23 protein-coding genes are annotated in these 25,639 nt (G+C 61.1%); 9 read left to right on the forward strand and 14 right to left on the reverse strand.

The features are described from left to right. Positions 1-29: 29 nt before the first annotated feature. The 5 genes from HGK27_RS07940 (at position 30) to HGK27_RS07960 (ending at position 3,591) form a co-directional block, all read left to right on the forward strand. The gene (locus HGK27_RS07940; RefSeq protein WP_206240038.1) at positions 30-704 is read left to right on the forward strand and encodes an alpha/beta fold hydrolase; all 675 of its coding nucleotides are present in this window, start codon (positions 30-32) and stop codon (positions 702-704) included. A 29-nt stretch (positions 705-733) separates the two neighbouring features. Further along, positions 734-1,531: an alpha/beta fold hydrolase gene (locus tag HGK27_RS07945; protein WP_206240039.1), complete on the forward strand. Its 798-nt coding sequence runs from the start codon at positions 734-736 to the stop codon at positions 1,529-1,531. Between the two features lie 24 nt (positions 1,532-1,555). After that, the gene (locus HGK27_RS07950) at positions 1,556-2,317 is read left to right on the forward strand and encodes an MBL fold metallo-hydrolase (RefSeq protein WP_206240040.1); all 762 of its coding nucleotides are present in this window, start codon (positions 1,556-1,558) and stop codon (positions 2,315-2,317) included. A 45-nt stretch (positions 2,318-2,362) separates the two neighbouring features. Further along, on the forward strand, positions 2,363-3,109 hold the full coding sequence (locus tag HGK27_RS07955) for a DJ-1/PfpI family protein (RefSeq protein WP_206240041.1): 747 nt from the start codon (positions 2,363-2,365) through the stop codon (positions 3,107-3,109). A 224-nt stretch (positions 3,110-3,333) separates the two neighbouring features. Further along, positions 3,334-3,591, forward strand: a complete 258-nt coding sequence (locus HGK27_RS07960) for a hypothetical protein (RefSeq protein ID WP_206240042.1) — start codon at positions 3,334-3,336, stop codon at positions 3,589-3,591. An 86-nt stretch (positions 3,592-3,677) separates the two neighbouring features. Here HGK27_RS07960 and HGK27_RS07965 read toward each other — a convergent pair whose 3' ends face one another. From HGK27_RS07965 to HGK27_RS08020, 12 genes are all read right to left on the reverse strand, one after another. After that, entirely contained in the window at positions 3,678-4,595 is a 918-nt protein-coding gene (locus HGK27_RS07965) for a LysR family transcriptional regulator (protein ID WP_206240043.1), read from the reverse strand. Positions 4,596-4,757: 162 nt separating this feature from the next. After that, positions 4,758-5,504: an aspartyl/asparaginyl beta-hydroxylase domain-containing protein gene (locus HGK27_RS07970; RefSeq protein WP_206240044.1), complete on the reverse strand. Its 747-nt coding sequence runs from the start codon at positions 5,502-5,504 to the stop codon at positions 4,758-4,760. Positions 5,505-5,626: 122 nt separating this feature from the next. Continuing rightward, complete coding sequence (gene poxB, locus HGK27_RS07975; protein ID WP_206240045.1) at positions 5,627-7,378, reverse strand: ubiquinone-dependent pyruvate dehydrogenase; 1,752 nt, start codon at positions 7,376-7,378, stop codon at positions 5,627-5,629. 111 nt (positions 7,379-7,489) lie between these two features. Continuing rightward, complete coding sequence (locus tag HGK27_RS07980) at positions 7,490-8,863, reverse strand: efflux transporter outer membrane subunit (RefSeq protein ID WP_206240046.1); 1,374 nt, start codon at positions 8,861-8,863, stop codon at positions 7,490-7,492. Further along, complete coding sequence (locus HGK27_RS07985) at positions 8,860-9,957, reverse strand: HlyD family secretion protein (RefSeq protein WP_206240047.1); 1,098 nt, start codon at positions 9,955-9,957, stop codon at positions 8,860-8,862. Before HGK27_RS07985 ends, HGK27_RS07980 begins: the two co-directional genes overlap by 4 nt. Next, complete coding sequence (locus HGK27_RS07990) at positions 9,954-11,567, reverse strand: efflux MFS transporter permease (RefSeq protein ID WP_206240048.1); 1,614 nt, start codon at positions 11,565-11,567, stop codon at positions 9,954-9,956. The genes HGK27_RS07985 and HGK27_RS07990 overlap by 4 nt, the downstream gene beginning before the upstream one ends. Positions 11,568-11,613: 46 nt before the next feature. Continuing rightward, positions 11,614-13,248, reverse strand: coding sequence for an NAD-dependent malic enzyme (locus HGK27_RS07995; RefSeq protein WP_206240049.1), 1,635 nt, complete (start codon positions 13,246-13,248; stop codon positions 11,614-11,616). Positions 13,249-13,522: 274 nt separating this feature from the next. Further along, on the reverse strand, positions 13,523-14,002 hold the full coding sequence (locus tag HGK27_RS08000; RefSeq protein WP_206240050.1) for a Dps family protein: 480 nt from the start codon (positions 14,000-14,002) through the stop codon (positions 13,523-13,525). A gap of 93 nt (positions 14,003-14,095) precedes the next feature. Then, positions 14,096-14,992 carry an alpha/beta hydrolase gene (locus HGK27_RS08005; RefSeq protein ID WP_206240051.1) on the reverse strand — a complete coding sequence of 299 codons (897 nt, stop codon included), beginning with the start codon at positions 14,990-14,992 and terminating at the stop codon, positions 14,096-14,098. Between the two features lie 16 nt (positions 14,993-15,008). Next, the gene (locus tag HGK27_RS08010; RefSeq protein ID WP_206240052.1) at positions 15,009-15,863 is read right to left on the reverse strand and encodes an enoyl-CoA hydratase/isomerase family protein; all 855 of its coding nucleotides are present in this window, start codon (positions 15,861-15,863) and stop codon (positions 15,009-15,011) included. Positions 15,864-16,015: 152 nt separating this feature from the next. After that, positions 16,016-17,158 carry a DUF5700 domain-containing putative Zn-dependent protease gene (locus HGK27_RS08015; RefSeq protein ID WP_206240053.1) on the reverse strand — a complete coding sequence of 381 codons (1,143 nt, stop codon included), beginning with the start codon at positions 17,156-17,158 and terminating at the stop codon, positions 16,016-16,018. 54 nt (positions 17,159-17,212) lie between these two features. Continuing rightward, positions 17,213-17,869 (reverse strand): HD domain-containing protein, encoded by a 657-nt coding sequence (locus HGK27_RS08020; protein ID WP_206240054.1) that lies wholly within the window; start codon positions 17,867-17,869, stop codon positions 17,213-17,215. A 445-nt stretch (positions 17,870-18,314) separates the two neighbouring features. Between HGK27_RS08020 and HGK27_RS08025 the strand changes: the two genes are divergently transcribed. Together HGK27_RS08025 and HGK27_RS08030 are read left to right on the forward strand one after the other, a co-directional pair. Continuing rightward, complete coding sequence (locus tag HGK27_RS08025) at positions 18,315-18,692, forward strand: response regulator transcription factor (protein ID WP_206240055.1); 378 nt, start codon at positions 18,315-18,317, stop codon at positions 18,690-18,692. Next, on the forward strand, positions 18,685-20,757 hold the full coding sequence (locus HGK27_RS08030) for a PAS domain-containing sensor histidine kinase (protein ID WP_206240056.1): 2,073 nt from the start codon (positions 18,685-18,687) through the stop codon (positions 20,755-20,757). The genes HGK27_RS08025 and HGK27_RS08030 overlap by 8 nt, the downstream gene beginning before the upstream one ends. A gap of 10 nt (positions 20,758-20,767) precedes the next feature. On the opposite strand, the gene HGK27_RS08035 is transcribed toward HGK27_RS08030, so the two are convergent. Next, a complete protein-coding gene (locus HGK27_RS08035; RefSeq protein ID WP_206240057.1) occupies positions 20,768-21,499 on the reverse strand; it encodes a response regulator transcription factor in 732 nt (243 codons plus the stop codon). A 401-nt stretch (positions 21,500-21,900) separates the two neighbouring features. Here HGK27_RS08035 and HGK27_RS08040 point away from each other — a divergent pair, with 401 nt between their 5' ends. Both HGK27_RS08040 and HGK27_RS08045 read left to right on the forward strand, forming a co-directional pair. After that, on the forward strand, positions 21,901-22,842 hold the full coding sequence (locus HGK27_RS08040) for a helix-turn-helix transcriptional regulator (protein ID WP_206240058.1): 942 nt from the start codon (positions 21,901-21,903) through the stop codon (positions 22,840-22,842). A gap of 137 nt (positions 22,843-22,979) precedes the next feature. Beyond that, positions 22,980-23,738, forward strand: a complete 759-nt coding sequence (locus tag HGK27_RS08045) for an alpha/beta fold hydrolase (protein WP_206240059.1) — start codon at positions 22,980-22,982, stop codon at positions 23,736-23,738. Between the two features lie 395 nt (positions 23,739-24,133). Here HGK27_RS08045 and HGK27_RS08050 read toward each other — a convergent pair whose 3' ends face one another. Next, the gene (locus tag HGK27_RS08050) at positions 24,134-25,597 is read right to left on the reverse strand and encodes a catalase (protein WP_206240060.1); all 1,464 of its coding nucleotides are present in this window, start codon (positions 25,595-25,597) and stop codon (positions 24,134-24,136) included. Between the last annotated feature and the right edge of the window lie 42 nt (positions 25,598-25,639).

Below are 25,639 nucleotides of genomic sequence, written 5' to 3' on the forward strand. Positions count from 1 at the left end.
CCCAAACACAACGCTTCAGGAGAACAACGATGAGCAAGATTTCCAACATCATCCTGGTCCACGGCGCATGGGCCGACGGCTCAAGCTGGGCCAAGGTCATTCCGTTGCTCAAGGGCATGGCGGTCACCGCGGTTCAGCTGCCGCTGACCAGCTTTTCGGCCGATGTGGCGGCGGTCAGCCGAGCGATCGCACGCGCCGATGGCGACGTGGTGCTGGTCGGGCACAGCTATGCCGGGGCGGTGATCGGTCAGGCGGGCAATGACCCCAAGGTGGCCCGCCTCGTCTACATCGACGCTTTCGCTCCCGATGCCGGGGAATCCGCCGGTTCATTGTTCGCCCAGTTCGAAGCTGCCCCTCTGGGCGCTGAAATTCGGCCCGATGCCCAGGGATTCCTCACGCTGACTGAGGATGGCATTGCCAATCTCTTCGCGCAGGACGTGACCAGCGATGAGCAGGCTGCGCTTTATGCCACGCAGGGCCCGATCAACGGCGAGGCTCTGGGCGGTACGCTGAGCGAGGCGGCATGGCGCACGCGCCCCACCTTCTATCTCGTCGGCGAGGAGGATCAGGCGATCCTGCGCGTCGATCAGGAGCGGATGGCCACGCGTATGAACGCAACCGTCGCCCATGTCGGCGCCAGTCACGTGCCGATGCTGTCGCATCCCGATGTGGTGGCCGATTTCATCCTTCAAGCCTCGGCATGATGGGCCGCTGCAACGCAAAGGACAGGATCATGGACAAATTCATCACCGTGAACGACGTGCGGCTGCGCGTCGTGGATCAGGGAGAAGGCGCGCCGGCGCTGGTCTTCCTCCATTACTGGGGCGGATCAGCAAGCACATGGGCGCCGCTGATCGCCGCGCTAGGCTCCGGTCGGCGCAGCATCGCGCTGGACCAGCGTGGTTGGGGGCAGTCCGATGCTCCCGCAAGTTACGCGCTGGCCGATATGGCCGAGGATGCGCAAGGTGTGATCGCGGCGCTGGGCCTGGAGCGCTACGTGCTCATAGGCCACTCCATGGGCGGCAAGGTGGCGCAACTGCTCGCCTCACGCTGCCCGACCGGTCTTGCCGGCCTGGTTCTGGTGGCTCCCTCTCCTCCCACGCCTCTCGGGCTGCCGCTCGAGGTAAGGCAGGGAATGGTCCATGCCTACGACAGTCGAGAGAGCGTCATCGCCACCGTTCAGCATGCGCTGACAGGCACACCGCTCAATCCCGAACAACTTGAGCAGGTGATCGCTGACAGCCTTGCGGGCTCTGCACCGGCCCGGAAGGCTTGGCCCATGGCCACCAGCCAAGAGAATATCGCCGAGCAGGTAGCCCATATTGCCGTGCCGGTTCTGGTGATTGCAGGCGAGCAAGATCGTGTCGATCCGCCTGCAGTCCTCGAACAGGAGCTGTTGCCGCATATCAAGCAGGCGCGGATGCATGTGCTCCCTGGCGTCGGGCATCTCTCGCCGGTGGAGGCACCCGAAGCGCTGGCCAGTCTGATCCGGGATTTCGTCGAGACCCTTGCGGTCACCTCCGCCGCCTGACGCCCAAATCAATGGGAGTTGTCCATGTTCGATACGCAGATCATCCCCATTCCGATCCTGCCTTTCGGTATGGTCAACGCCCATCTCATTCGCAGCGAGGCAGTTTGCATCCTTGTCGATGCGGGCATTCCAGGTTCGGAACGTCGTATCGGCAAGGTGCTGGCCAACCATGGTCTGACCTTCCGTGACATCAAGCTGATCGTCGTGACTCACGCCCATACCGATCATGCAGGCAGCGCCGCGCGGTTGCGCGCGCTGTCGGGTGCCCCCATCCTGGCGCATGAGGCTGACGCTGATTATTACAGCCGCAAGGTGCCGATGTCCTATTGTACCACCGGCTGGGTTGGCAGGCTGTTCCTCAGAACGCCAGCGCCCCATGAGCCCTATGAGGGCTTCGTGCCCGACATCATGATGCGCAACGGAGAGACCATGAATCTGCTGAATTTCGGCGTCGATGGTCTGGTGCGCCATACCGGAGGTCACACGCCAGGTTCTATCGCTGTCGAGCTGGCATCACGGGATGCGCTCGTGGGTGACCTGATCGCCTCGGGTATCCTGATTGGCGGGCTGCTCTTCAAAGGGAGGGCGATCCGGCCTCCCTTCGAGGACGATCCGCAGACCGTTGCGCGTGAACTCGAACGGCTAGTGCAGGATGGAGCACAACGCTTCCACATGGGTCATGGCGGGCCCTTGGAGGTTCCTGAAGTTCTGCGTCACGCCTGGGTGCTGGCCAGCCTGAGCGGTGATGCGTGTGCCTCGGGTCAATGCCAGCACGATCATCATTGAGAAAAAATCTGCCGGGAGACTCCGGCCTCTTCAAGGAGACCACGCATGCAACCGACCGATCTTCCATCGCTCAATCATCTTCGCGCGGTGGCAGCCGGCAGCGCGCCTTTCCATGTGGGCATTCTCATCGGCCCCGGTTTCGTGCCGATGGATATGGTTGGCATTCAGACCGTGCTGGGCTTGATGCCCGGTGTCGAAATCCACCTCTTGTGGAAGAGCCATGAACTGGTCGAAGGGTTTCCCAACTGGTGGACCCGGCCGACCACGACCTTCGCCGAATGTCCGGCACGGCTCGATGTGCTGGCGATTCCGATGCTGGCCCCTGAGGTCCAGAACGATCCCGAAGTGATCGCCTTCGCGGCGGACAAGGCTGCAACAGCAGGCCATGTGATCGGCATCTGCAATGGCGTGCTGGTGCTCGGCGCGGCGGGCGTGCTGAAGGATCGGCGTGTGACGGCGAGCCACAATGCTTTGCCGATCCTCCATCAACTCGGGGTCAAGGAGGTTATTCCGGCCGGTCATGGGGTCGCTGTCGACGGCAACCTCTACACGGCGGGTCCGGGTGTAGGCAGCTTCGAAGCCGCGTTCATGGTGGTCGAAGCTGTCTTCGGGCGCCAGGCCGCCCAGCTCGCCGAGGTCATCATCGAATATGATCCTCACCCTCTTTATGGCATGGGCGTTCCAGCGAAGGCCGATCCCGAGCTCGTTGCCCAGTTCGAGGCCATCATGGAGCCCCTGGTCGTTGATTATCGCAAAGGTTCGGTCACAAGCTTCGAGACCATCGAGCCCTGAGCGTCAGGAATGCGAGCGGGGCTTTCCGCCCCATTCCCATCATAGCCGATAGGGTCTGCGACTCCCGTCCAATCTATCGGTTGCACGGTTCGCATTATTGTGCCGCCGGTAGAGAGAATATCGAACAATAGAGAGATTATCTCATGGGAGATTTTGTTCGATGCTCGGCTGCCGAAACGCATTTGCGTCAGAAGCTTGAAGGCCCCCGTTAGGAGTAGTTTTGAATGAAATTCCGACTGATCGCCATCATGTGTCCGCTTGCATTCATGGCAGGCACTGCGGCGTATGCACAAAGTAGTGCTCCGGATGCAGCTCCTGCAAAGCCTGCGGTGAAGGAAAAGAAGATCTGCCGGCAGGATGATGACACGGGTTCGATCGTGCCCAAGCGGACTTGCCACACCAAGGCTGAATGGGCGGCTATCGAAGCCGCAGCGGCAAACTCGACCAATGTCGAAGCGCTTCGCCGGAACCGCCTGCAATAAGGTCATCTGGGAGATCGCCTCGGGCGGTCTCCCATCGTTCGGTTGCCAATCGAGGTTGACCGTTGCGGGAAAACTTGACGCGGCGCCTACTCATCCATGGTGAATGCCGGGACCAAGAGGCGAGGTATCAGTTCCTCGGCCAATGCGTCGAGAGCTGTCCGGGTCTTGAGCGGTAGATCCCGCCCAGAGGGATAGAGTGCTATGACGGGCCGTATTGGCCCACTCCATTCGGGCAGCAGCCGCACAAGCGTGCCTGTCGCGAGCGCATCGGCGAGATCGCAATCCGATCTGTATGCAATACCCAGGCCGGCAATCGCCCAGTCGGCGAGCGCTTCACCGCTGTTGGCGATAAGCCGCGATTTCGCGTTGATGACTTCCTTCCTCCCATGCCGGTCAGTCAGGAGCCAGGGTTCCGCGTCCCCATATTTGCGCAAAAGCCTGTGCTTGAGGAGGGCTGCAGGATCACGAGGATGGCCGTTTGCCGCCAGATAGGCAGGAGAGGCGACAAGGATGCGGCGGCTGTCGCCCAGCTTTCGCATGACCGCTGAACTCTCCGTCAGGCCGCCGACGCGGATTGCGAGATCCAGGCCTTCGCCGACGAGGTCTGCAACCCGATCTTCAAGTGTCAGCGACACCGAGAGGGCTGGATAGCGTTCCGTCAATGCCCCTAGAATGGGGGCGATGTGACGCCGACCAAGCGAAACCGGTGCGCTGACACGCAACAGTCCGGCAGGTTCACTCCGGCCCTTCGAAAGATAATCCTGTGCGGATGCCAGGGCATCGAGAGCCTGAACGACGTCTTGGAACAGTCGGGCGCCGGCCTCGGTCGGCGACAGCGAACGTGTCGTCCGATTGATCAGCCTGACCGCAGTGCGTCGTTCAAGGCTTTGCAGCCGCTTGCTGACGACCCCGAGGCCGACCCCGAGGTCGCGTGCCGCTGCGGTGAGGCTGCCCGTCTCAAGAATGGCGCGGAAGGTCTTCAGCTCGTTGAGATCACCTAACATGGTCCCTCCTTCATGAAATGGTGGCCAGACCATTCCTTCGACTTGCCACTCTGATGATGGGAGGCACCTCGAATTCACGCGGGGCCGACGCTCAATCCTGTGTTGGCGAGCCGAAGGGGAGGATCCTTCCATCTCCCCATCATCGATGCGATGGAGGGCGCTTCATCCTGGATTTTGCCAGCGATCGATGTTCGCGACGGCGTCCTGCACGAAGGCTGATCGCTTGATACCGTCAAGGAATGCCCTTGCGATGGCTCGCCCCGGTTGGCGCAAGGGGCGCTCGAACTGTATCAAAAGGACGATTCGAGTGCCGCCCGTCTCGTTCCACACCTCATGAGGATAGGTGTCGTCGAAGAACAGTGTCTCGCCCTCACGCCAGTGCTGATCCTCGCCGTTGAGGTTCATGCGCAACGGGCCTTCGGGAACCACGAGAGCAAGGTGACAGGTGATCAGCCCCTTGGTCACACCCGTGTGGCGCGGGATGTGCGTTCCAGGTCGCAGGATCGAAAAGAACCCGGAATTAAGGCCAGGGACGTGCTTGAGCAGTGAGGTCGTCACCGGGCAACGCTCGATGTTCTGCTCGATGCGTGCGCCGTAGCCGACTAGAAAAAAGCTGCGCCAACCCTGGTCAGCGCCGATCCTTTGATGATCGGGAGAAATCTTGCTGAGAGGAGGCACCGCATTGGGTTCTCGCGTGACCGCGAGCGCTTCTTCACGAATGGCTCGCCAGTTTGACCGCAGGGCATCGACCCATGGGAAATTCGCGCTGTCGAGCACAGCGTCATTTCCAACCAGCGAGAAGGGAGCCATCATCTGATCGATATGAGGGCGCAGTTTGCTGCCGACGCGGATGGCAAGCGGTCGCCTCGGACTGATCGGATCAGAAGGCGCTGTCACTTGAGAGTACATAAACTATTCTCCTGCCTGATGCTGCGCCGATGCTGCGAGGAGGCAGGCTTTCCTTCTTGAAGAAAACGATGAAAATTGTAGCTCTTGGCTGGAGATAGGCCCTGTAGAGCAACTCCCCCAATTCAGACGATCGGGGTCGAGAAATTCCCACGGCGCAGGTTCGTCTTAGCCAGTTCGATCACCTCATCCCCGCGCCCACTCATGACCGCCTTGAGCATGTAGAGGCTGAAGCCTTTTGCCTGTTCCCACTTGAGGGAGGGGGGAATGGCGAGCTCTTGCGTAGCGGTGATGACTTCGACCAGTGCAGGCCCATCATGCTCGAACGCCTCGATCAGGGCCTGTCCAAGATCTTCCGAGGCTTCCACTCGTAGACCCTTCACGCCGGACGCGCGGGCAATCGCGGCAAAATCGGGGTTCTTGAGTTGCACATTGACGTCGAGATAGCCGCCCGCCTTCTGTTCGAGAGCGACAAAGCCAAGCAAGCTGTTGTTGAAGATGACAATCTTGACCGGCAGTTCGTTCTGGTTCGCCGTGAGCAGGTCACCCATCGACATGGCAAAGCCGCCATCGCCGGACATAGAGATCACCTGCCGTTGACGATCCGCAGCCTGCGCCCCCAATGCCTGGGGAAGCGCATTTGCCATCGAGCCGTGGTTCGCCGAAAAAAGCAGACGCCTCTTGCCGTTCATCTCAAGATAGCGGGCAGCCCAGATGGTCGCCGTGCCGACATCTGCGGAGATGATGACGTCGTCCTTGGCAAGCTCGCTGATCAGGCGGGCGACATACTGGGGATGGATTGGCCTGGTGGCAGGTGCCGGGACGGCGAGCTCGTCGAGCTTGGCCCGTGTCCTGCCATAGTGAGCCAGGGCTGCTTCAAGGAATGTCCGGTCGTCCTTCCTGTCGAGGCGGGGCAGGAGCGCGTTGATGACCTCCGCAACATCGCCGACGATGCCAAGGTCCAATGGTGCTCTTTTGCCGAGTTGAGAAGGGTCGTGATCGATCTGGATAATACGGGCATCTGCCGGATAGAAATTACGGTACGGGAAATCAGACCCCAGAACGAGTAGTGTGTCGCAATTATCCATCGCGTGGTAGCCGGAGGAAAATCCAATCAGGCCGGTCATCCCGACATCGAAAGGGTTGCTCCATTCGATATGTTCTTTGCCGCGCAGGGCATGAACGATGGGCGCGCCCAGTTGGTCGGCGAGCGATATGACCTCATGATGGGCGCCGGCGCAGCCGCTTCCGCACAGCAACGTCACGGCTTCCGCTTCGCGCAGCAAGCGGGCCAACCGGTCCAGATCCCCTTCATCCGGCAGGGTTCTCGGAGCGTTGAGCTGCGGGAATGGCGGGATCCCGGAGCACGGCGCTTGAGCCAGCGCGATATCACCCGGCAGGACGATGACTGCCACGCCCTTCTGGCCGATAGCCGCGCGCATGGCGCGATGGAGGATTTCGGGCATTTGCTTCGGATTGGTCACCAGTTCAGCAAAGTGGCTGCATTCACGGAACAGCTCCTGCGGATGCGTTTCCTGAAAATAGCCCAGCCCGACCTCAGAGGAGGGGATATGCGCCGCGATGGCGAGCACGGGAACATGGTTGCGGTGGCAATCGAACAGCCCGTTGATGAGATGGAGGTTGCCGGGGCCGCAGGATCCTGCGCAGACGGCAAGCCTTCCGCTGACCGCTGCCTCGGCTCCGGCTGCAAACGCGGCAACCTCCTCATGCCGGGTCATCATCCATTCGATGGAGCCGAGTTTGCGAAGGCTCTCGTTCAGACCGTTGAGGCTATCTCCGGTCACGCCCCAGATGCGTTCGACACCTGCCTGCGCCAGGGTTCCAGCGATAAGATCGGCAATCGTCAGATGGGCCATCTTCGTTTCTCCTTGAGCAGAGCCGGACTCACAGTCGAGCTTTCACAACCCTTGGGGGGTAGGCTTGATGAAACCGGGGAGGGAGACATGGGGGGCTCCGTCATGTCCATCTCAGTCCATCAGGGCCGGATCACCGCCGCCAAGGGCCTGATAGAGGGATATGACCGCCACGAGACGATCGCCCCGCGTCTGGGCGAGTGCGAGCTCCGATGCGAGCAGGCTGCGTTGTGCATCCAGCTGATCGAGAAAAGGCGAATAGCCCTCGCGATAGCGGTGGGTAGCGGTGGTCTGGGCTCTGAAAAGGGCCTGATTTTCTTGGTGAAGTGCCTGCTCCTGCTGGCTTAGGCGATCTGTCGCTGCCATGCTGTCTTCGACCTCCCGAAAGGCTGAAAGAGCTGCCTTGCGATAGGCGAAAGCAGCCTGATCCCGCCTAGCGGTTGCTGCCAGCGCCTGCGCCTGAAGCCGGCCGCCGTTGAAGATCGGCGCCAGGATGCTTCCGCCCAGCGCGAAGACTGACAATGGGTCCTGGGGGATGAGAGAGGACGAGACGAACCCTCCCGATGCAGAGAGGCTGATGTCGGGCATGAAGGCGGCGCGTGCCGCATCCAGCGTTCGGTCCGCGGCGACGATCTGCTGCTCTGCAGCGGCAAGGTCAGGGCGGTTCCTGAGTACCGACGCCGGGAGCTTGGTGGGAACCTCGGGCACAATCAGCCCGGTCAGTTCCTTACCTCTCGTGATTGGACCTGGGGAGCGGCCCAGAAGGAGGGCGAGCCCATTTTCCAGTTTCGTAATGGCCAATTCTACCGGCGGTATGGCCTGGGCGGTTGCTGCATATTCGGCTTGGGCCTGCGCGAGATCGAGTTGCGAGCCATAGCCCGCCTCTGCGCGACGCCGAATCAGCACGAGTGAGTCCTGCCGTGCTTCGAGGGTCCGCTTCAGGACATCCAGAGCGTCATCCTGCGTGCGCAAGTGGACATAGGCCGAAGCAAGGGTCGATATGATGGCCAGCCGCACCGTTTGCTGATTGTAGCGCGAGGCCAACATCGCTGCTCGCGCCGCGGCCGTGGTGTTTTTAAGCCTGCCGAACAGGTCAAGGTCGAAGGAAGCCTGCACCTCGCCTTGTCCTGCCCATTGATCGAGATCGAGCCCCAGATCATTCACGCTGCGTGTCCGACCTCCTGCCGCCACGGCGTCGATCGTTGGGCGCTGTGCGCTCCGGGCGACCTTGAACTGCGCGCGGGCCTCTTCCAGGCGGGCAGCAGCAATTTCAATATCATCGTTGTCCGCCAGCGCTTCGCTCACCATGGCGTCAAGCGCAGGATCGCCAAAGGCCTTCCACCAGGTGGCGCCAATCGGGCCTTCCGAGACCATCGAGCCGCTGCGCCAAGTAGCGGGCGGGGCGATGCGAGCTGCCACCGGGATGTCCTTGCGCGGACCCGCACAGGCCGCAAGGGCCAGGATTCCCAAGATGATCCATCGCTTCACGATACGCCTCTGGTGTCTATCGCTACCTCCACCGACATGCCGGGGCGCAGGCGGTCGGCGCCAGGCTGGTGGGGATCGACACCAATGCGCACGCCAATGCGTTGCGGGATCTTCACGAAATTTCCGGTGGCGTTGTCTTGCTTCAAGACAGCGAATTCCGATCCGGCGGCGGGGGCCAGCCGCTCGACCAGCCCCTTCAGAACCAGCCCTTCAACCGCGTCAACCGTGATGTGGACGGGCTGGCCTGGCCGTATCCGACCAGTTTGGGCCTCCTTCATATTGGCGATGATCCATCGATCGGGAGGCACGATGGTCAGCAGTTGCGTCCCGTTGGTCACATACGCCCCGACCCGAATGCCAACCTCACCGAGTGTTCCGCCTTCCGGTGCCCGAATGACGGTATGTTCCAGATCGATTTCGGCGGCGTGCAACTGCGCCTCGGCAGCTTGCACCTGCGCCTCCAATCCGCCCCTGCCGACATCGACGGTGCGCAAATCCTGCCTCCCGATCTCGGTGGCAGACTGCGCTTGATGTAGCTGGGCCTGCGCCAGGGCAAGGGCCGCGAGGGTCTGGTCGCGCTCGCGCAGCGAAATCGAACCGTCACGCGATAGGTCGTCGGCCCTGGCCATGTCGGCCCGCGCGCGGACAAGCTGGGCCTGCGCTCCAGCAACACCGGCTGCTTGTCCAACCAGACCGGCGGCGCGGGATGCTCGCGCCTGCGTGGAATTCGAAAGGGCTGCATGCGCCGCAGCAAGATTAGCGCGAGCCTGTTCGACGCGGGCTCGGTAGACGCGATCGTCGATCCGAACCAGGATTTGCCCCGCCTGGACCGTCTCATAGTCATGGACCAGCACCTGCAGGACATAACCGCTGACTTGCGGCGCAATCGCTGTCGTGCGTCCCCGCACGTAGGCATTGTCGGTTTCCTGCCTGTCGAGGGCGAAGGGGGGAAGGGCCCATGCTTTGAGAACCAGAAGGACGGCGGCCAACGCCAACAAGGCGCTGATGGCGATCACCACCTTGCGCCTATGCGCCGGATGCCAGCTTGCGGTGGGTTCATGCTGTCCCGCAGCGGGAGAGGGCGAGGTGGTCATGTCAGCCCCCTGCTGAAGCGGCGCGACACGAGGACGTTCACGAGAACGAACAATGCGGTGCCCAGCGCGAGGATCGCAACGAACCTGAACGTGTCGGTGAAGGCGATGACCGCTGCTTCACGGGCCAGGGCTTGCCCCAGCAATGCCGCTCCCTGTCCGCCCCGCTGGGCCGGATCGACAAGGGCGCCCGCAAGACTTGCGCCGCCACCGGCAAGTCTCGCGGCAGTCTGGGGATCGCTGGCCATCGTACCGGCAGCCAGAACGTTGGCGGCGTTGCGAGACCAGCCCATCTGAAGCGTCGAGAGCAGCGCGGACCCGGTGAGGGCGCCGATGTTCTGTGTGATGCTGAAGGTGACAACGAAACTGACCATATGGTCCACGCCGCGCTTGAGCACCTGCAGGAAGCCGTAGAGCAGGACAGGCCCGACAAACAGGGTTGTGCCGAAACCGATCATTGCCTGCCCGAATATCATTTGCGTCGGGCGAGTGAGGGCACTGGCATGGCTGTCGCTCCATGCCCCGACCGAGATAACGAGCGCCGCCACCAGCACCTGCCAGGGCAGGTGACGCTCCGAGAGCGTGAGGGCGGCCACGGCTATCCCCAACAACATGGCCAGCGAGACCATCAGAAAGAGCCCCCTCAACTGGTCGTTGTCGAGGCCGGCAAGTGTCTGCAAGCCAACTGCTCCATAGGTCTGGTCGGCGAGCGCGAGGCGCATGAACAGGGCCACGGCGGAAAAGCGAAGTATGCCCCAGCTGCCGATCCATTCGAAATGAACGAGCGGATCGCTTCGGCCGCTCTCGACGACATAGGCGCCGACCAGCAGCGGTATCGACAAGGCGAGGGCCAGGCCGAGCCAGGGCGTATCGGTCCACCAAAGCGTGCGGCCCAGACCGATGACCTGGCATAGAAGCACGAGCCCGGTGGTTGCGAGCAGGATCGTGAGGAAGTCGCGAGGACAGAACGCCCGGCTTTTTTCGCTGGGCGGAAGCGGAAGGAGCAGAATCACGGCCAGCGTGAAGAGGGCATGCGCGACCTCGATTGCGTGCAGGCCCCAAAGGTGGTTCTGTGTCAGCACATCGACCGGAACCAGCCGGGCCAGCGGCGTTCCGATCTGGGGCAGACCTATCCCGATGACACCGCCAATCGGCTTCGTCTTGGGCGGGAATGCCTGCATCATGTAGTAGATCGCGAGGGTGATCAGCGCGGCGGCAGACATGCCGCTGACCGCCCTCAATATGATTGTCGAGGTGAAGCCATCATTGAGGAACTGGAACGATCCCACAAGGGCGTTCAGGATGAGCAGCGCACCGGTTACCTCAGGGATGCCGAATTGTGCGCGGGCCTTGACGAGGGTCAGGTTCGCGCTGGCATTCATCGCGACGTAGATTGCGGGCAGGGCAGCGGTCTGGGCGGCATAGAGTCCCAATGGGCCAGCAATAGCCGCCGTATTTACCGTCGTCAGTGCGTTGCAGAATGTCGAGGTCGTGCCCAGGAACAGGCCGAAGGCGACATAGGCGACCCTGCGTGGCGCGCTATGCTGCGGCGAATAGGGAGAACCGGCGAAGAGCGGTCGCTCCTCGGGGCGAAAGCCGGGGGGCGTGGTCATGCGGCTGAGCTCTGGTCGCTGCAGCCATCAAGGGCGATGATCCGCTTCATGGAGCATTCCCATAAACCGGCTTGAAGGCCATGGATGAGATCGAGGCAGCGATGTCGGCGGGGCGGTCGTTTCCAGCCAACCCCAGATCGTAGATATGCTCGGCTATGCGAAAAGCGGCATGCAGGGAGGCCTCGAGTATCGAGGACTGCGGCGGGTAGATGAGCCCCATCGCGAGATGCTCGTCGCGAACCTGCTCGGCAATTGCCTTGGCCGCCACAATGAACATCGAGTCGGTGACCCGTGACGCCTGCGTGGCAAGAATGGCCATGCCCATCGCCGGGAAAATATAGACGTTGTTGCCTTGCCCCGGGACGAAATGCCTGCCTTCAACATCGAGTGGCGGAAAAGGGCTGCCGCTCGCAAACACCGCGCGACCATCGGACCAGAGATATGCCTCCTGCGCGGTGCATTCGGACCGTGAGGTTGGGTTGGAATAGGGAAAGATGATCGGTCGCTCATTGATCGCGGCCATCGCCTCTATGACTTCCTGATCGAACAGATGGGGCACGGTGCTCACCCCGATGATGCCGGTCGGGCGAAACTGCCGCACGGCCCGGGCAAAGCTGGCAACGGGTGGATGGTCGATGGCGAAGGGCTTTTGGAAATCGGTGAGGTCTTGCCGCGCATTGGTGACAAGACCGCCGACGTCGTAGAGGATCGTGCGTCTGCGTGCTTCCTTGATGTCGAGCCCTTCGGGCACCATCGCCTGGGCAATGAGCTCGGCAATCCCTGTTGCGGCAGAACCAGCCCCCAGGAACAGGAACGTCTGCTGCGTTAATTTGCCTTTTGTGATGCGCAGGGCGGCATAAAGTCCGGCGAGAGCGACTGCGGCTGTGCCCTGAATGTCGTCATTGTAGGTACAGATCCGGTCCCGGTAGGTTGCCAGGATCGGCACGGCGTTGAAGTTGGCGAAATCTTCCCACTGGATGCAGGCACCAGGCCACCGCTTCTGAACCGCAAGAACGAACTCATCGATGAAGGCCATGTAGTCCTGGCCGCGCGTTCGCCGCTGGCGAAGGCCTAGATAGAGAGGATCCTCAAGCAACTCACCGTTTTCCGTCCCGACATCCAGGGTGATGGGGAGGCAAAGCTCGGGCGGGACGCCGGCGCAGCAGGTGTAGAGCGCAAGCTTGCCGATCGGGATGCCCATGCCGCCGACCCCAAGGTCGCCCAGACCGAGGATACGTTCGCCATCGGTCACCACGATGAAGCGGACATTATCGACAGGCCAGTGCGACAACCATTGTTCTATGTTGCCGCTGGCGGTGATCGGGAGATAGAGCCCCCGCGCCGACCTGAAGATATGGTCAAACTTCTGGCACGCCTCGCCGACGGTCGGCGTATAGACGATCGGCATGAATCGGGCCGGGTCCGACATCAGCACGGCGTAGAACAGGGTCTCGTTTCGCGATTGCAGGTCGGAGAGCAGCAGATAGCGGCCAAGGTCGCTCTCAACGTTGTCGAGCTCATTGTAGATCCGCGCGACCTGGTGTTCGAGCGTGCTGGGGACGGGCGGAAGGAGACCCTCAAGGCCAAGGCTGGCCCTTTCGTGCGAGGAAAATGCTGTGCCCTTGTTCGTGCGTGGATCGCGCAGAACTTCGTGCCCGGTGGCGGGTAGGGAAACGGCCATCGCTTTCTTCCTCACTGGCGCCTCGCGCGGCGCAGCGGCTCGGCCCGGCTGATGGCCAGGCGTCAAGCCATGTTCACTTGAAGGACATCGACGAAAGCGGGTCACTCGCCGGAAAGCTCTCAACAAGAGCCTCATCAAGAGCGTCAGCCTCGTCCTTGCCACGTCGCGCTGCAGGCGATGGGTCCTGGACGGATCCGGGTTCCCCAAGCGTTTTATCGTCGGTCGGGTGCGCAGGGCCCACGAGCTGTCTCCTTCTGTTCCAGGCTTTGGGTAACTAGATCACGCCCAGAGATGCGCGCAGCATCCAGGCGTGCTTTTCGTGAGCCGCTGTGCGGCTGTTGATGAGGTCGATGGTCGCTTCGTCGCCTGCACCATCCGCCGCGTTGAAGGCGTCGCGCAGCTTGACCAGCACGATTGTGTTGTCCCGTATCAGGTCCTCGACCATGGCCGAGGCATCAAGCGCAGGATTGCCGTCGCCAACGGTCGTCAGCTCTCGAAAGGCGACACCGCCTTGCGGTGCCAGGGCCCCGAGCGCACGAATCCGCTCCGCAATCTCGTCCATCGCGGCCCAGTGCGAGCGATATTGCCCTTCGAACAGGGTATGAAGAGAGTGGAAATTCTCCCCTCTCACATTCCAATGATACCCGTGCGTCTTGAGATAGACGGCGTGGGTGTTCGCAAGCAGGATCGCCAGGCGATTGACGACGCCGGTGCTGTTGCTGCGTGAGGCCGGCAATTGGAGGTCGGTGCTCATCGATTGCTCCGGAGAATGCCCTCCCGTGAGTCTGGTTGCAGACGCAGGGGAGGGCGTTGTGGTGAGGCTGTGGATTTCCGGCAGGCCTATCTCTTAGAGATGGGCCTTGAACCAGTCGGCTGCCGCCTTCGATGCGACCGGGAACTCGTCGAGATAGGGATCGAAGTGTCCGCCATCGATCAGCGCGAGCTTCTTGGGCTCAAGGGCGCGCTCGTAAGCCCGGAGCGCCAGATCGGTCACCGCGATATGGTCATGCTTGGCCACCACCATCAGCAGCGGCGTGGGCGACACACGGTCCACGAAATCGCCGGGGGAATACATGCGGGCCCAGCGATTGGAGCGCAGGGTGATCGAGTTTTCCCAGATGCCTTCGGGCACCGGCTGCAGATAGAAGCTCACGGCGTCGGCCTGCTTGTAGGACGAGGCCCTCGTCGCGTCATCGCTGACGATCACCTGCTTTGCCGGGGCTTCGCCGCGCAACTGGGCGCGATCATCCTGCGCAAAGCGCTCCTCGAGATCGGCGATCGATTCCGCCGGAACCCGGCGCAGACCCGCTTCATAACCGTTGATGGTGGGAACCTGGGACACCACGGCCTTGAGGCGACGGTCGGTGGCACCCAGCACGATGGCGTGCCCGCCAGCGAAGCTGGTTCCCCACAGGCCGATGCGGGTTTCATCGACTTCGGGACGATCCTGGAGATAGGAAATGGCCCGGCGCCAGTCGGCGATCTGCTGCCAAGGGTTGATGTCCTGGCGAGGCTCGCCGCCGCTGTCGCCGAAGCCGCGGTGGTCATGGAGCAGAACTGCGAAACCAGCTGCGACAAAGGCTTCAGCAATGTGTTCCAGGCCGTGGTATTTCGTGCCGCCGAAACCGTGAGCCATGGTGATGCCGGGATGCGGGCCGGCGCCCTCGGGAAGATAGAACCATGCTGACAGCTCGATGCCGCCTTCCGCGGGAAAGCTGACCGTCTCTTTGGAAATGCTTGTCATGGGTAACTCCGGTTCGTTACGCGGGGGGAGTGTTGAAAAGGCTGGCGATATCGATCTCGGCTTCGCGGGTCTGGAAGCCGTTCTTCATCGCGGTCTGGATGCGCTGTGATGCCTCCGGGAGCTTGACGCCCTCGCCGAAGAGGTCGGAATCGATGCGGTAGTCGTCGATGGGAGGGAGCGAGATCGCATTGACTCTCTCCTTGACGTCCATCAGGCCGGGGGCGGGGTATTCGGCGATCTTGAGTGCCAGATCGGTGACGAACGGATCGAGAGCTTCCGGCTCGAAGCTACGGTTGACCCAGCCATACCGTTCGGCAAGATCGGCGTCGTAATCGCCGGCGCCAAGCAGGACCTCAAGCGCCCGGCCACGCCCAAGCATCGGCACGAGGTGCTGGGCGCCACCGCCACCCGGGACGACACCAAAGGCAGCTTCCCACTGCGAAAAAATCGCACGTCCACGAGCAGCGAAGCGCATGTCGCAGTTCAGAACAAATTCGCTACCGGCGCCGCGCGTCCTGCCTTCGATCTGAGCGATGGTCACCGCTTTGGTTTCAGCGAGCCTCCGGAACATCAGCCCGATCGAAGCCTCGCCGGTCAGCGCAGCGGCCTCCTTGCGATAGGCGACGATCTTCGTGACATCGACATGCGAAATGAAGAAATCGGGGTCGGCGCTCTTGAAGACCACGACCTTGAAGAGCTCGCCCTTGTCCAGGACCTGGATCAGCTTGACCAGATCCCTGACCATTTCGGGGCCCAGCATGTTCATCGGGGGCGCACCGATCGTCACGAACAACGCCGCGCCCTTCTCCTCCAGAGCCAGGGTTTCAAAGGTTACGTCTGCGAAAGGCGATTGGGCAGCGATTTCGGACATGGGGGCTTTCCGTTCGTAATGGGTTGAGAGCACTTACCTTTTGCGGCAGCGGCCAGCCTTGTTCAGGCCAGCCAAAATTGTGAAATCTTGGCATGATTTCGTCATTGGGTGCTGGTCACCGAAAGCGCCTGCCGGCTCCAATAGGGTGCCTTTCAGCAGCCTGCGCGATTGGCCCAGCGAACAGTATTGGGCCCCAGCTTGGGCAGGGTCGACCCGGGTTCCAGCGTGATAGCCACATATCGTCGGACAAAGGCATCGCCCGGCTGGACCACAAGCCGTCCAAGTGCGGCGTCGCCGTCATGGTTCGCGATCGCCTTGGCCATCACATATCCAATGTCGTAATAGAGCTGACCTGCCTGCTGAAAGCCGATGCGATACACTTGCTTCTCGGGCACCGGATCACCGGACGTCAGCGCCGCAACGCCGATTTCAAGAAGGGTTATGGGTGTGGTCACGCGCCCGGTCACCGAATAATCCCGTTGCTTTCGCTCCGACAAAGCCTCGGCCCCAGAGGTCGGCAGCAGATTGACGTCTCCTACGTAGCTGGCGGTGGCTTCCTTCATGAGGGAGCCGAAGAGGCGGCGCGTGGCATAGCAGCTGCGCGAAAGGGCACTGGGGAGCGCCGCGTAGGCTTGGGGATCGTAATCAAACTCTGCCTGAGTTCCTGCGGCAACCTCGGCGGCGTGTTGAATGCCATGGTAGATCTCATGTGCGAGCGTCACGCGCACGACCCCCATTTCTCCGTTCGAACGCGCAAGATTCACATACACCCGGCCCTCGTTGGAGAAACCGCCCCCGGGCCCTCCGGCCTGAAGGTAGCCGACGCCTGCGATTGGTACGCCCTCAGGTGCGAAAGGAGCGATTCTCTCGGCGATCCAGTCTGTGAGGGCGGCTGGATTGGCCTGGACCGTTCTCACGGCGATGCGTACCGCGCCCACCTGCCTTCGGACCTCGTCGAAATTGAAGACCGTCTCCTGACCTTGCCCCCTTGCCTCCGCGAGCAGCTTGTCGGCAAAGGTCTCGCGCGTATCGCCGGTTCCGAACTCGCGAGCCTGCTCAATCAAACCCTGATTGGCGGGAAGATCGGCAATCTCCAGCGCTTCCTCCCGCGTGAGCGTCGGATTAAGCACTGCATCTGCGGTGCGCAGGGCATCCCCGCTGTCGATCCGAATGCCTTCGGATGGAACTGGCTGGCCGCCCCGCGCTGGTGTGAAAGTCAGAACGCCTGCTGAAAGCAGGAGCGCCTGGATACAAACTCTGATGGGAGCGGTCGTATCCGTCGAGCATGGCTTCATCGGCGTCCTTTGACGATGGCATGTGAAGAAAAGAGGGCGTGCGCCCCGTGCTGGTCAGCCGTGCCAGTGAGAGTTGCGGATCACCGAGCAGAAGTTGCCGCGATGGAAATGCGGTTCCTTGTCCGCGATGACGTCCGCCTTGACGTTGCCGAAGGTGGTGTCGGGCTTGTGCTTGATGCCGTCGTAAAAGGCCTGAATGATGTCTTCCTTGAAGGCCGGCGTGCGCGGATAGGCGGCGACCACAGCTTCGCGGATGTCATCGGGGTACTCGTCATAGGTGAGGCCCAGCACATCCATTTCGACGCCCGCGGTGGTCAGGGCGATCACCGGATGCATGAATTCAGGGATGCCCGGCGTCGTGTGCAGGGCGATGCCGGTCCAGACCTTTTCGATGTCGGAGGGGTCGACCTTGCGGCTAGCCAGGAAGTCCCGCGCGGCGTTCGCCCCATCGACCTCGAAGCGCAGATCCTTGCTGCTGTGCGCGGGCGTCAGGCCCACATCATGGAACATTGCGGCCGCATACAACAGCTCGTGATCGAAGGTGAGACCGCGCTGCTGCCCGGCGATGGCGCCGAAAAAATAGACCCGGCTCGAATGGTTGAAGAGCAGGTCGCCTTCGGTGGATCTGACGAAGTCAGTGATTTCGCGGGCGAGCTTGCTGTCGGGGATCACGATACCGTCGATTTTGAGAGATGTCTGAATGCTCGTCATGGGCAGCCTCCTGGGCAAGTTGCCATCGCGTTTCCGTTTCCTGACGGTGGTTCGCGATGGGTTGGCCTGCCGAAACTGCGGAATTCGTCGCCAAGAAGATTGAACAATCTTCCTTAAATCGTCGATGGGTCGATTCCCCGGAGGGCGGCTTCAGGCCCCATTTTCCCGGGGGAGAGCGTGTGCCTCAGCCGTCCCTGGGCTCGGTCGCAATTGTCACTATCTTCGACAATTTAAGCAGGATTTCCCAAGGCTTTCCGAGACGTTGGCCCTATCCAGGAATTGCTGCGAGAGGGATGATATGCTTTAAAACCGCATAACGGCTTCGAGCAAAGGACCTGCAATTCTGCTTCATTCCTCTGGCAACGGCAGATGCCCAGGCGCACCTGTCTCCAATGCGTGCTCCTCGCATGCTGTCATGCGTGGGCCCTTTAAATCGAGGTTCGTTGTGGACGCAGCTTTGTTCGTTGCTATCGTGGATGATGATGCATCCGTCAGGACCGCATTGGGTGCGCTCGTCCAGTCCCTTGGTTATCGCCAGCGAAGCTTCGCTTCTGCCGCAGCCTTTCTGCAGGTCCAGAGCGAGGAGCCTTTCTCGTGCCTCATCACTGATCTGCAAATGCCGGACATTGACGGAATGGCGCTCAAGGGTATGCTCGAAGCTCGGGGCAACCATGTGCCGGTCATCATGATCACCGCGCGTGACGATGAAGATCTGCATGCGAAGGCAAGGGCGTCCGGTGTGATAGCTTTGCTGCACAAGCCATTTCGCAGTCGTGATCTCGAACATGCGCTCGATGAAGCCTTACGGGGCCGCAATGGTTGAGCCCACTCCGCCAGCCGGGAAGTTAGATCCGGATCCTCTCGATCTCATCGATACTGCGGTGATCGAGCGGTCTCCCGAAGGCGTCATCCTGACATGGAACCGTGCGGCTGAGCGCCTGTACGGTTGGTCGCGGGGCGAGGCGGTCGGCCTTGTTCAGCCTCTGTTGCTGAATTGCCGGCCTCAGGGATCTAAAGATGTCATCGAGCGCATGCTTGCCGAGCACGGTCACTGGAAGGGGCTGATTTCCCGTATTGCAAAAGGGGGTAAGGCTCTCGAATGCGCTGTTGACTGGCACGTGAGCCGTTGCCCTGCGGGCTCAATCATCCGCGTCGTGGAGATCGGGCGTCTAGCAGAAACGCGCTCGGGAGAGAGGGCGCCGTCCGGGATCGAAACGGCCTCTGAAGGGGCTTATCGCCGACTGTTCCAATATGTCCCGATCTCGCTCTGGAAGATCAACTCTCACCACCTGCGCGGTGAGTTTGTGCTGTTGCGTGAGCGCGGGGTTACCGATCTCGAAGCCTATCTAGCCGAACATCCGGCAGAAATCAGGAGACTGATGGATCTGGTCACGGTCGAGGACGTCAACGACAAGACCATAGAGATGTTCGGCGGGACTTGCCTCTCGGACTTCGAGGGGCCTGTGACATACTTCTGGCAGCCGAGTCCCGGCACATTTTGCCGGTCGATCAGCGCCCAGTTCGGAGGCGCGACAAGCTACTCCGAGGAGTCTGTCGTTCTCACGCTGGACGGTCGTGAGATCAACATCATCTACAAGATCGCCGCACCTCCACTCCATGACGGACAGGCGATGAGCATCGTCAGCGTGGTCGATATCAGTGATCGGGTGCGCGCGCTCAACAAGCTGCAGGAAAGCGAAGCAAGATACCGGAATCTCTTCCAGAACTTTGATGTCGCGCTCCTGCAGTTGGATATGCGGGCCATGTTTGCCTGGCAGGGCGAGTTGCAGAACCAAGGCGTTTCAGATCTTGCTGCCTATGCGGCCGATCATCCCGACTTTTTTGATCGGGCCATGGACCTGATCACGATCACCGAGGGCAATGCTCGCGCGGTCAAGTTGTTTGGCGCCAGCGATGCGCGGGACCTACAGGGTCCGGTGACGGCTTTCTGGAAGACCAGTCCCGGAACATTCGCAAGATCCGTGCTCACCCGTCTGAGCGGTGGCACCCGCTTTTCCGAGGAAACGCGCATCGATACGCTGGACGGGCGAGTCGTCGATGTACTGTTCACCTTGGGCTTTCCCCGACCGCTCACTGACGCTGGGATCAATGTGGTGGGCTTTATCGACATCAGCGAGAGGGTGGCGGCGCAGGCCACGGTCGAGCGCATACAGGCTCAGTTCGAGCAGGCCTCCAGGGTTTCTGTTCTGGGAGAATTGGCAGCATCTATCGCCCATGAGGTCAACCAGCCGCTGGCAGGCATCATGTCCTGTGCGGAGGCCAGTCTGAACTGGCTGGAGAAGGACAAACCCGACAGGGAAAAACTGACGGAACTGGTGGGCTACATCATCGACGACGCCCAGCGGGCAGCTGATATAGTCAGCGGCATCAGGGATATGGCGGCAAACCGGCAGCGCGAATTTGATACAGTGCCACTCGATGAAGTGGTCGAGGGCGCCCTGCAGATTCTACGCCACGAGCTGGTGGCCAATCGAGTCGAGCTTCACGTCGAGACTCCTAAAGCGGTCCCGCTTGTCAGTGTGGATCAGGTTCAAATCCAGCAAGTGATCGTCAATCTGGCCATGAACGCCATGCAGGCAATGAGCCACACGCCTGCTCCCCGGCTGACATTGAAGGTCAGCGATGCCTTTTTGGATCAGCCGCTCGCCTATGTGACGGTGACTGACAATGGCCCGGGTATCGCGCCGGACGCCTTGCCGCGGATTTTCGAGAGCCTCTACACCACCAAGCCGGTCGGCCTGGGCATGGGCCTGTCTATCTGCCAGCGGATCGTGGACAGTCATCGCGGGACCTTGGCGGCGACAAACCTTCCGAGCGGCGGAGCCTCATTCACATTTGGCATCCCGACCGCTTACGGGAACGGCTAGCGCAAAAGCGTCAGTTTCCCGTCTCAAGAGCGTTCATCATCTGAACCAGTTCGACGATATTGGTGGTACCCATCTTGCGCATCATAGCGGCCCGATAGAGTTTAACCGTCACCAGGCTGAGTGACAGCTGCTCTGCGATCTCCTTGTTGCGCAGGCCTGCCATCACGAAGTGGATCATTTGCCTTTCGCGATCGGACAGGGCTTCAAATTTCAGGCGCAACTCGGCGGTTCTGGCATCGGCTGCCCGCCGCTCCTTGTCGACGGCAACAGCCGAGAGAACAGCATGCATGACATCCTTCTGCCGGAAGGGCTTCGTCAGGAAATCCACAACGCCCGCTTTCATGGCCTGGACGGTCATCGCGACGTCGGCTTTACCGGTTATGATGACGACCGGGAGGTTGATACCCAACTGCGAGAACTGCGCCTGGAATTCCAAACCACTGATGTCGGGTAAGCCCAGATCGAGCAGGAGACAACCTGGCCTTGCTGCATCGTCCTGTGCCAGAAAATCTGCCACGGAGCTGAATGCCTGCGCGTCGATTTCGTTGGCTTCCATCAAACTGCTCAGAGCAATTCGGACCGACTTATCGTCATCGAGAATTCGCACGAGCGGACCTGCCGTCGACCTGTCAACGTCATGGGGAGCCGCCGGACGAACAGATGGGTCCATCGGACGGCGGCCGCGAGCAACAGCCATGTTGGTATGCGTATCTGCGATGGAATAGGAAATTGCGTGAATCATCGAAATCGCGCCCGCTCTGCCGTCATATATAATGGCTGAAGATATCGCAGCCCCCGGGCCCTTTGCTTGCCTGCAAAAGTTGCCCCGCTGCAGGCATCTCCTTAGCTTGCATCGTTAATAAATCCAAGCAGTTCAGTGTGAGTAGCGCCCAGTTTGGGCGGCGTGACACGAAAGATATTTTCCGCCAGCCCGTTTTCAATCTTGACACGCGGTGATCGAATTTTTCTGGAGCTCTCAAGTCTTGTAGAATTCACCGACAAAATAGTTGGCCTGATCACGGACGGGTTAAAGTGGTTGCAAATAGTGTGAATCGAATTGCGGCGGTAAATTCACGTTAATTAATTGGTACGGAGCGCGAATGTGGCGGAGTTTCCGGCATCCGAAATGCCGGGAGAAGGTCTATGTTTCCTGCGACGGCACTCAGCCATCAGCCCCCCATACGATACACACCTCTACAGCGTTCGGCACCCGCGGCGCAGCCGCAGCGCTCACGCAGATGGTCGACGCCCCCAGGCACGCAGCTGGTCTCGATCGAGCGCCGGCAATGGACGCGGGTCGAAGCCGTGGTGCGCTCACTGCGCTGTGATCAGCCGCTGACGATGGACCTGCGAGCAGACCGCCCGCAGCTTGTTTTCGTGCTTGAGCAGGTCGGCGGGCACCTTGATATCCGTTCTGCGCCGCACGAGGCGAGCCCTTCAGGCGTCCGCGGACCACATTTCAGTATTCTGCCGGCGGGTGCTGATGCCTGGGCATGCTCCGAAAAGCTCAGCTTCGTTCGTGGGATGACCCTCCAGTTCGACGCAGACATTGCCGAAGAGGGTTTGGACATTGAGCGGGCGTTCGCCCTGCGGATTATGAACCGGGACGAACGGCTTCTGCGACTGGCAAACTTGCTTGCCGAAGAATGCACTGTCACCGGCTCGCGTGATCGAGTCTTCGAGGACAGCCTCACGCTCGCGCTGCTCTCAAGCCTCGCGCACCTTCCTGGGCCGAGGAAGAAAGTCAGCCGCGGAGGCCTTGCGCCATGGCAGCTCAAGAGGGTCAGCGAATTCCTGTTCGAAAATATGGGCGAGAGCTTGCGCCTGGAACAGTTGGCAAGCCTCACCCAGCTTTCGCTCTCTCATTTCTGTCGCTCGTTCAAGGCGACGACGGGCCTCGCTCCGCACCAGTGGATATTGGAGGCCCGGATCAACAAGGCGCGCGAACTCCTTCTCAAACCCCAGGCGCGCCTGGCTGACGTCGCACTTGAAACCGGCTTCTCGGACCAGGCCCATTTCACGCGGGCATTTGGTCGAGCCGTGGGCCAGAGTCCAGGTGCATGGCAGCGGTCACGCAACGCCTGAACGGTCAGACGGTTCGGGGGAGCGGCCTTGTCTCTCCCGGGCTCTCCTGCCGGCGGCGCCTCCCCCACTTCTTCCAGTTTTACCGCAGCGCGCCGAGAGGCGCGTTCATCTTAGCCGACCCCCCAAGGAGACATGATATGACCATTATCCGTAAACTGTTGACTGCTGCATCTTTGGCCGCATTGTCCGGAACCGCTGCCGTGGCGGCCCCGGCGAGTGGCCCTGTGCGCAATGTCGTTCTGGTGCATGGTGCTTTCGCGGACGGTTCGGGCTGGCTGCCCGTGGCCGAGATTCTGCGCAAGGACGGATACACCGTGAGTATCGTTCAGGAGCCCGAGACCTCGCTGGCCGATGATGTGGCTGCGGCCAACCGGGTTCTTGATCGGCAGTCCGGACCTGCCGTGCTGGTCGGACACAGCTATGGCGGTGCCATCATCACGGAAGCCGGCAACAATGCGCATGTGGCCAGCCTGGTCTATGTTGCGGCTTTCGCCCCCGACGAAGGTGAGCAACTGGGCCCGCTGACCGGCAGCAAGCCGCCGGCAGGCAAGAGCGTGGGGCCTGTGGGCGGCGGTTACCTTGCCGTCGATCCGGCACAGTTTCATGCCGACTTCGCCGCCGATGTGCCGGCTGCGCAAGCTCAGTTCATGGCCATCTCCCAGGTGCCCATCAATGGCGTGATTTTCGGCACGCCGGTCACCGCGCCCGCGTGGAAGTCCAAGCCCACCTTCGGGATCGTGTCGACCGAGGACCGAATGATCAACCCGGATCTTGAGCGTTCGATGTATGCCCGCGCCAAGGCCAAGGTGACCGAACTGAAGGGAAGCCACGCCATCTTCCTTTCGCAGCCGCAACGCGTCGCCGAAGTGATCGAGCAGGCGGCACGCGCGGGTTAAGCGCTGTCTGTCCTCCCCTCTTCCAGCGGGAATGACCCGCGGAAGAGGGGAGAGGCAAAGGCCCGTTGGATTGGGCCAAATTTGACAAAAGAGACAGATTTTCAAAAGAATACGAAACTGATCTCTGGCAATGATAGCTCATCGTTGAGTTGGATAGCTTCGCAGGAAGCTCGAACCGCCCGCAGGAATAACAGGCGCCAAGCGCCGAGCCTGACCGAGCATGATCTGACGATGTAGACCATTGACGATATTTCTTTCGTCTTCACCCCGTCGACGAAAGAATGGGCGCCGACCATTCCCTCCCCCCGGGTCGGCGCCCTCTTTTCCCTCAACCAAAACAAGAAGGCCGGAAGGGGGTGTCCCTTCCGGCCCTTTTTCGACCAGGATACGGCGCTTTAGTCGACCGTGGCGGGAGCCATGGCTTCCAGCGCCCGTGCTACACCCTCGCCGTAGGCTGGGTCGGCGCGCGTGCAATTGTCGATGTGGCGCTGCATCACATGGTGGGAAGCACCGGTCATCGCCCGTGCGGTGTTCTCGAACAACCTCTGCTTTGCCTCTGCATCGAGCATGCGGAACAGATTGCCGGGTTGTTCCCAGTGATCGTCGTCGACGCGATGATCCCAGTGATCGGCATCACCTTCCAGCGCCAGGGGCGGCTCGGCATAGTGGGGCTGGTTGCTCCACAGGCCCTGGCTGTTGGGATGGTAGCTGGTGGTTGCCCCCAGGTTGCCGTCGGTGCGCATCGCGCCATCGCGGTGGTAGCTGTGGAACGGGCATTTGGGAGCATTGACCGGAATGTGGTTGAAATTGACGCCCAGGCGGTAACGCTGCGCATCGCCGTAGGAAAAGAGGCGCGCCTGCAGCATCTTGTCCGGCGAGAAGCCGATGCCCGGAACGATGTTCGCCGGAGAGAAGGCAGCCTGCTCAACCTCCGCGAAATAATTGTCCTGATTCCGGTTGAGCTCCATCTCACCGACCTCGATCAGCGGATAGTCTGCCTTGGGCCAGACCTTGGTCAGATCGAAGGGGTTGTGGCGGTGCTGACGCGCCTGCCCTTCGGTCATGACCTGGATGAACAGCGTCCATTTCGGGCAGTCTCCCCGTTCGATGGCGTCGAACAGGTCGCGGCCATGGCTCTCCCGATCGTCTGCCACGATCGCGGCTGCATCGGCATCGGAGAGATTTTCGATCCCCTGCTGGCTGCGGAAATGGAACTTGACCCAGACCCGCTCGCCGGCAGCATTGAGCATGGAAAAGGTATGGCTGCCGAAACCGTGCATGTGACGGAAGGTTCGCGGCAGGCCGCGGTCGGACATGACGATGGTGACCTGATGCAGCGCTTCGGGCAGCATCGACCAGAAATCCCAGTTGCTGTCGGCCGAGCGAAAGCCGGAACGAGGATCGCGCTTGATTGCGTGATTGAGATCGGAAAAGCGCAGGGGATCGCGGAAGAAGAACACCGGCGTGTTGTTGCCGACGATGTCCCAGTTGCCCTCATCGGTGTAGAACTTGACGGCGAAGCCCCGGATGTCGCGCTCGGCATCGGCAGCCCCGCGTTCGCCAGCGACGGTCGAAAAGCGCATGAAAAGGTCGGTTTTCTTGCCGATCTCGGCGAAAATCGAAGCCTTGGTATAGGCGGTGATGTCATGCGTCACGGTGAATGTGCCGTGCGCGCCCCAACCCTTGGCGTGCATGCGCCGCTCGGGAATGACCTCCCGGTCAAAATGAGCGAGCTTTTCGATCAGCCAGATGTCCTGCAGGAGGGCGGGGCCCCGGGGACCCGCACTCAAAATGTTGGTGTTGTCGGCCACCGGGGCGCCGGTGGCATTGGTGAACGGTGGTGTTTCGCGATCGCTCATGGTCTTCCCTTTGTGAAAGAGGTTCGCGATCGTGGCGTTTTT

The sequence above is a fragment of the Novosphingobium terrae genome (assembly GCF_017163935.1).
Classification (GTDB): Bacteria; Pseudomonadota; Alphaproteobacteria; order Sphingomonadales; family Sphingomonadaceae; genus Novosphingobium; species Novosphingobium terrae.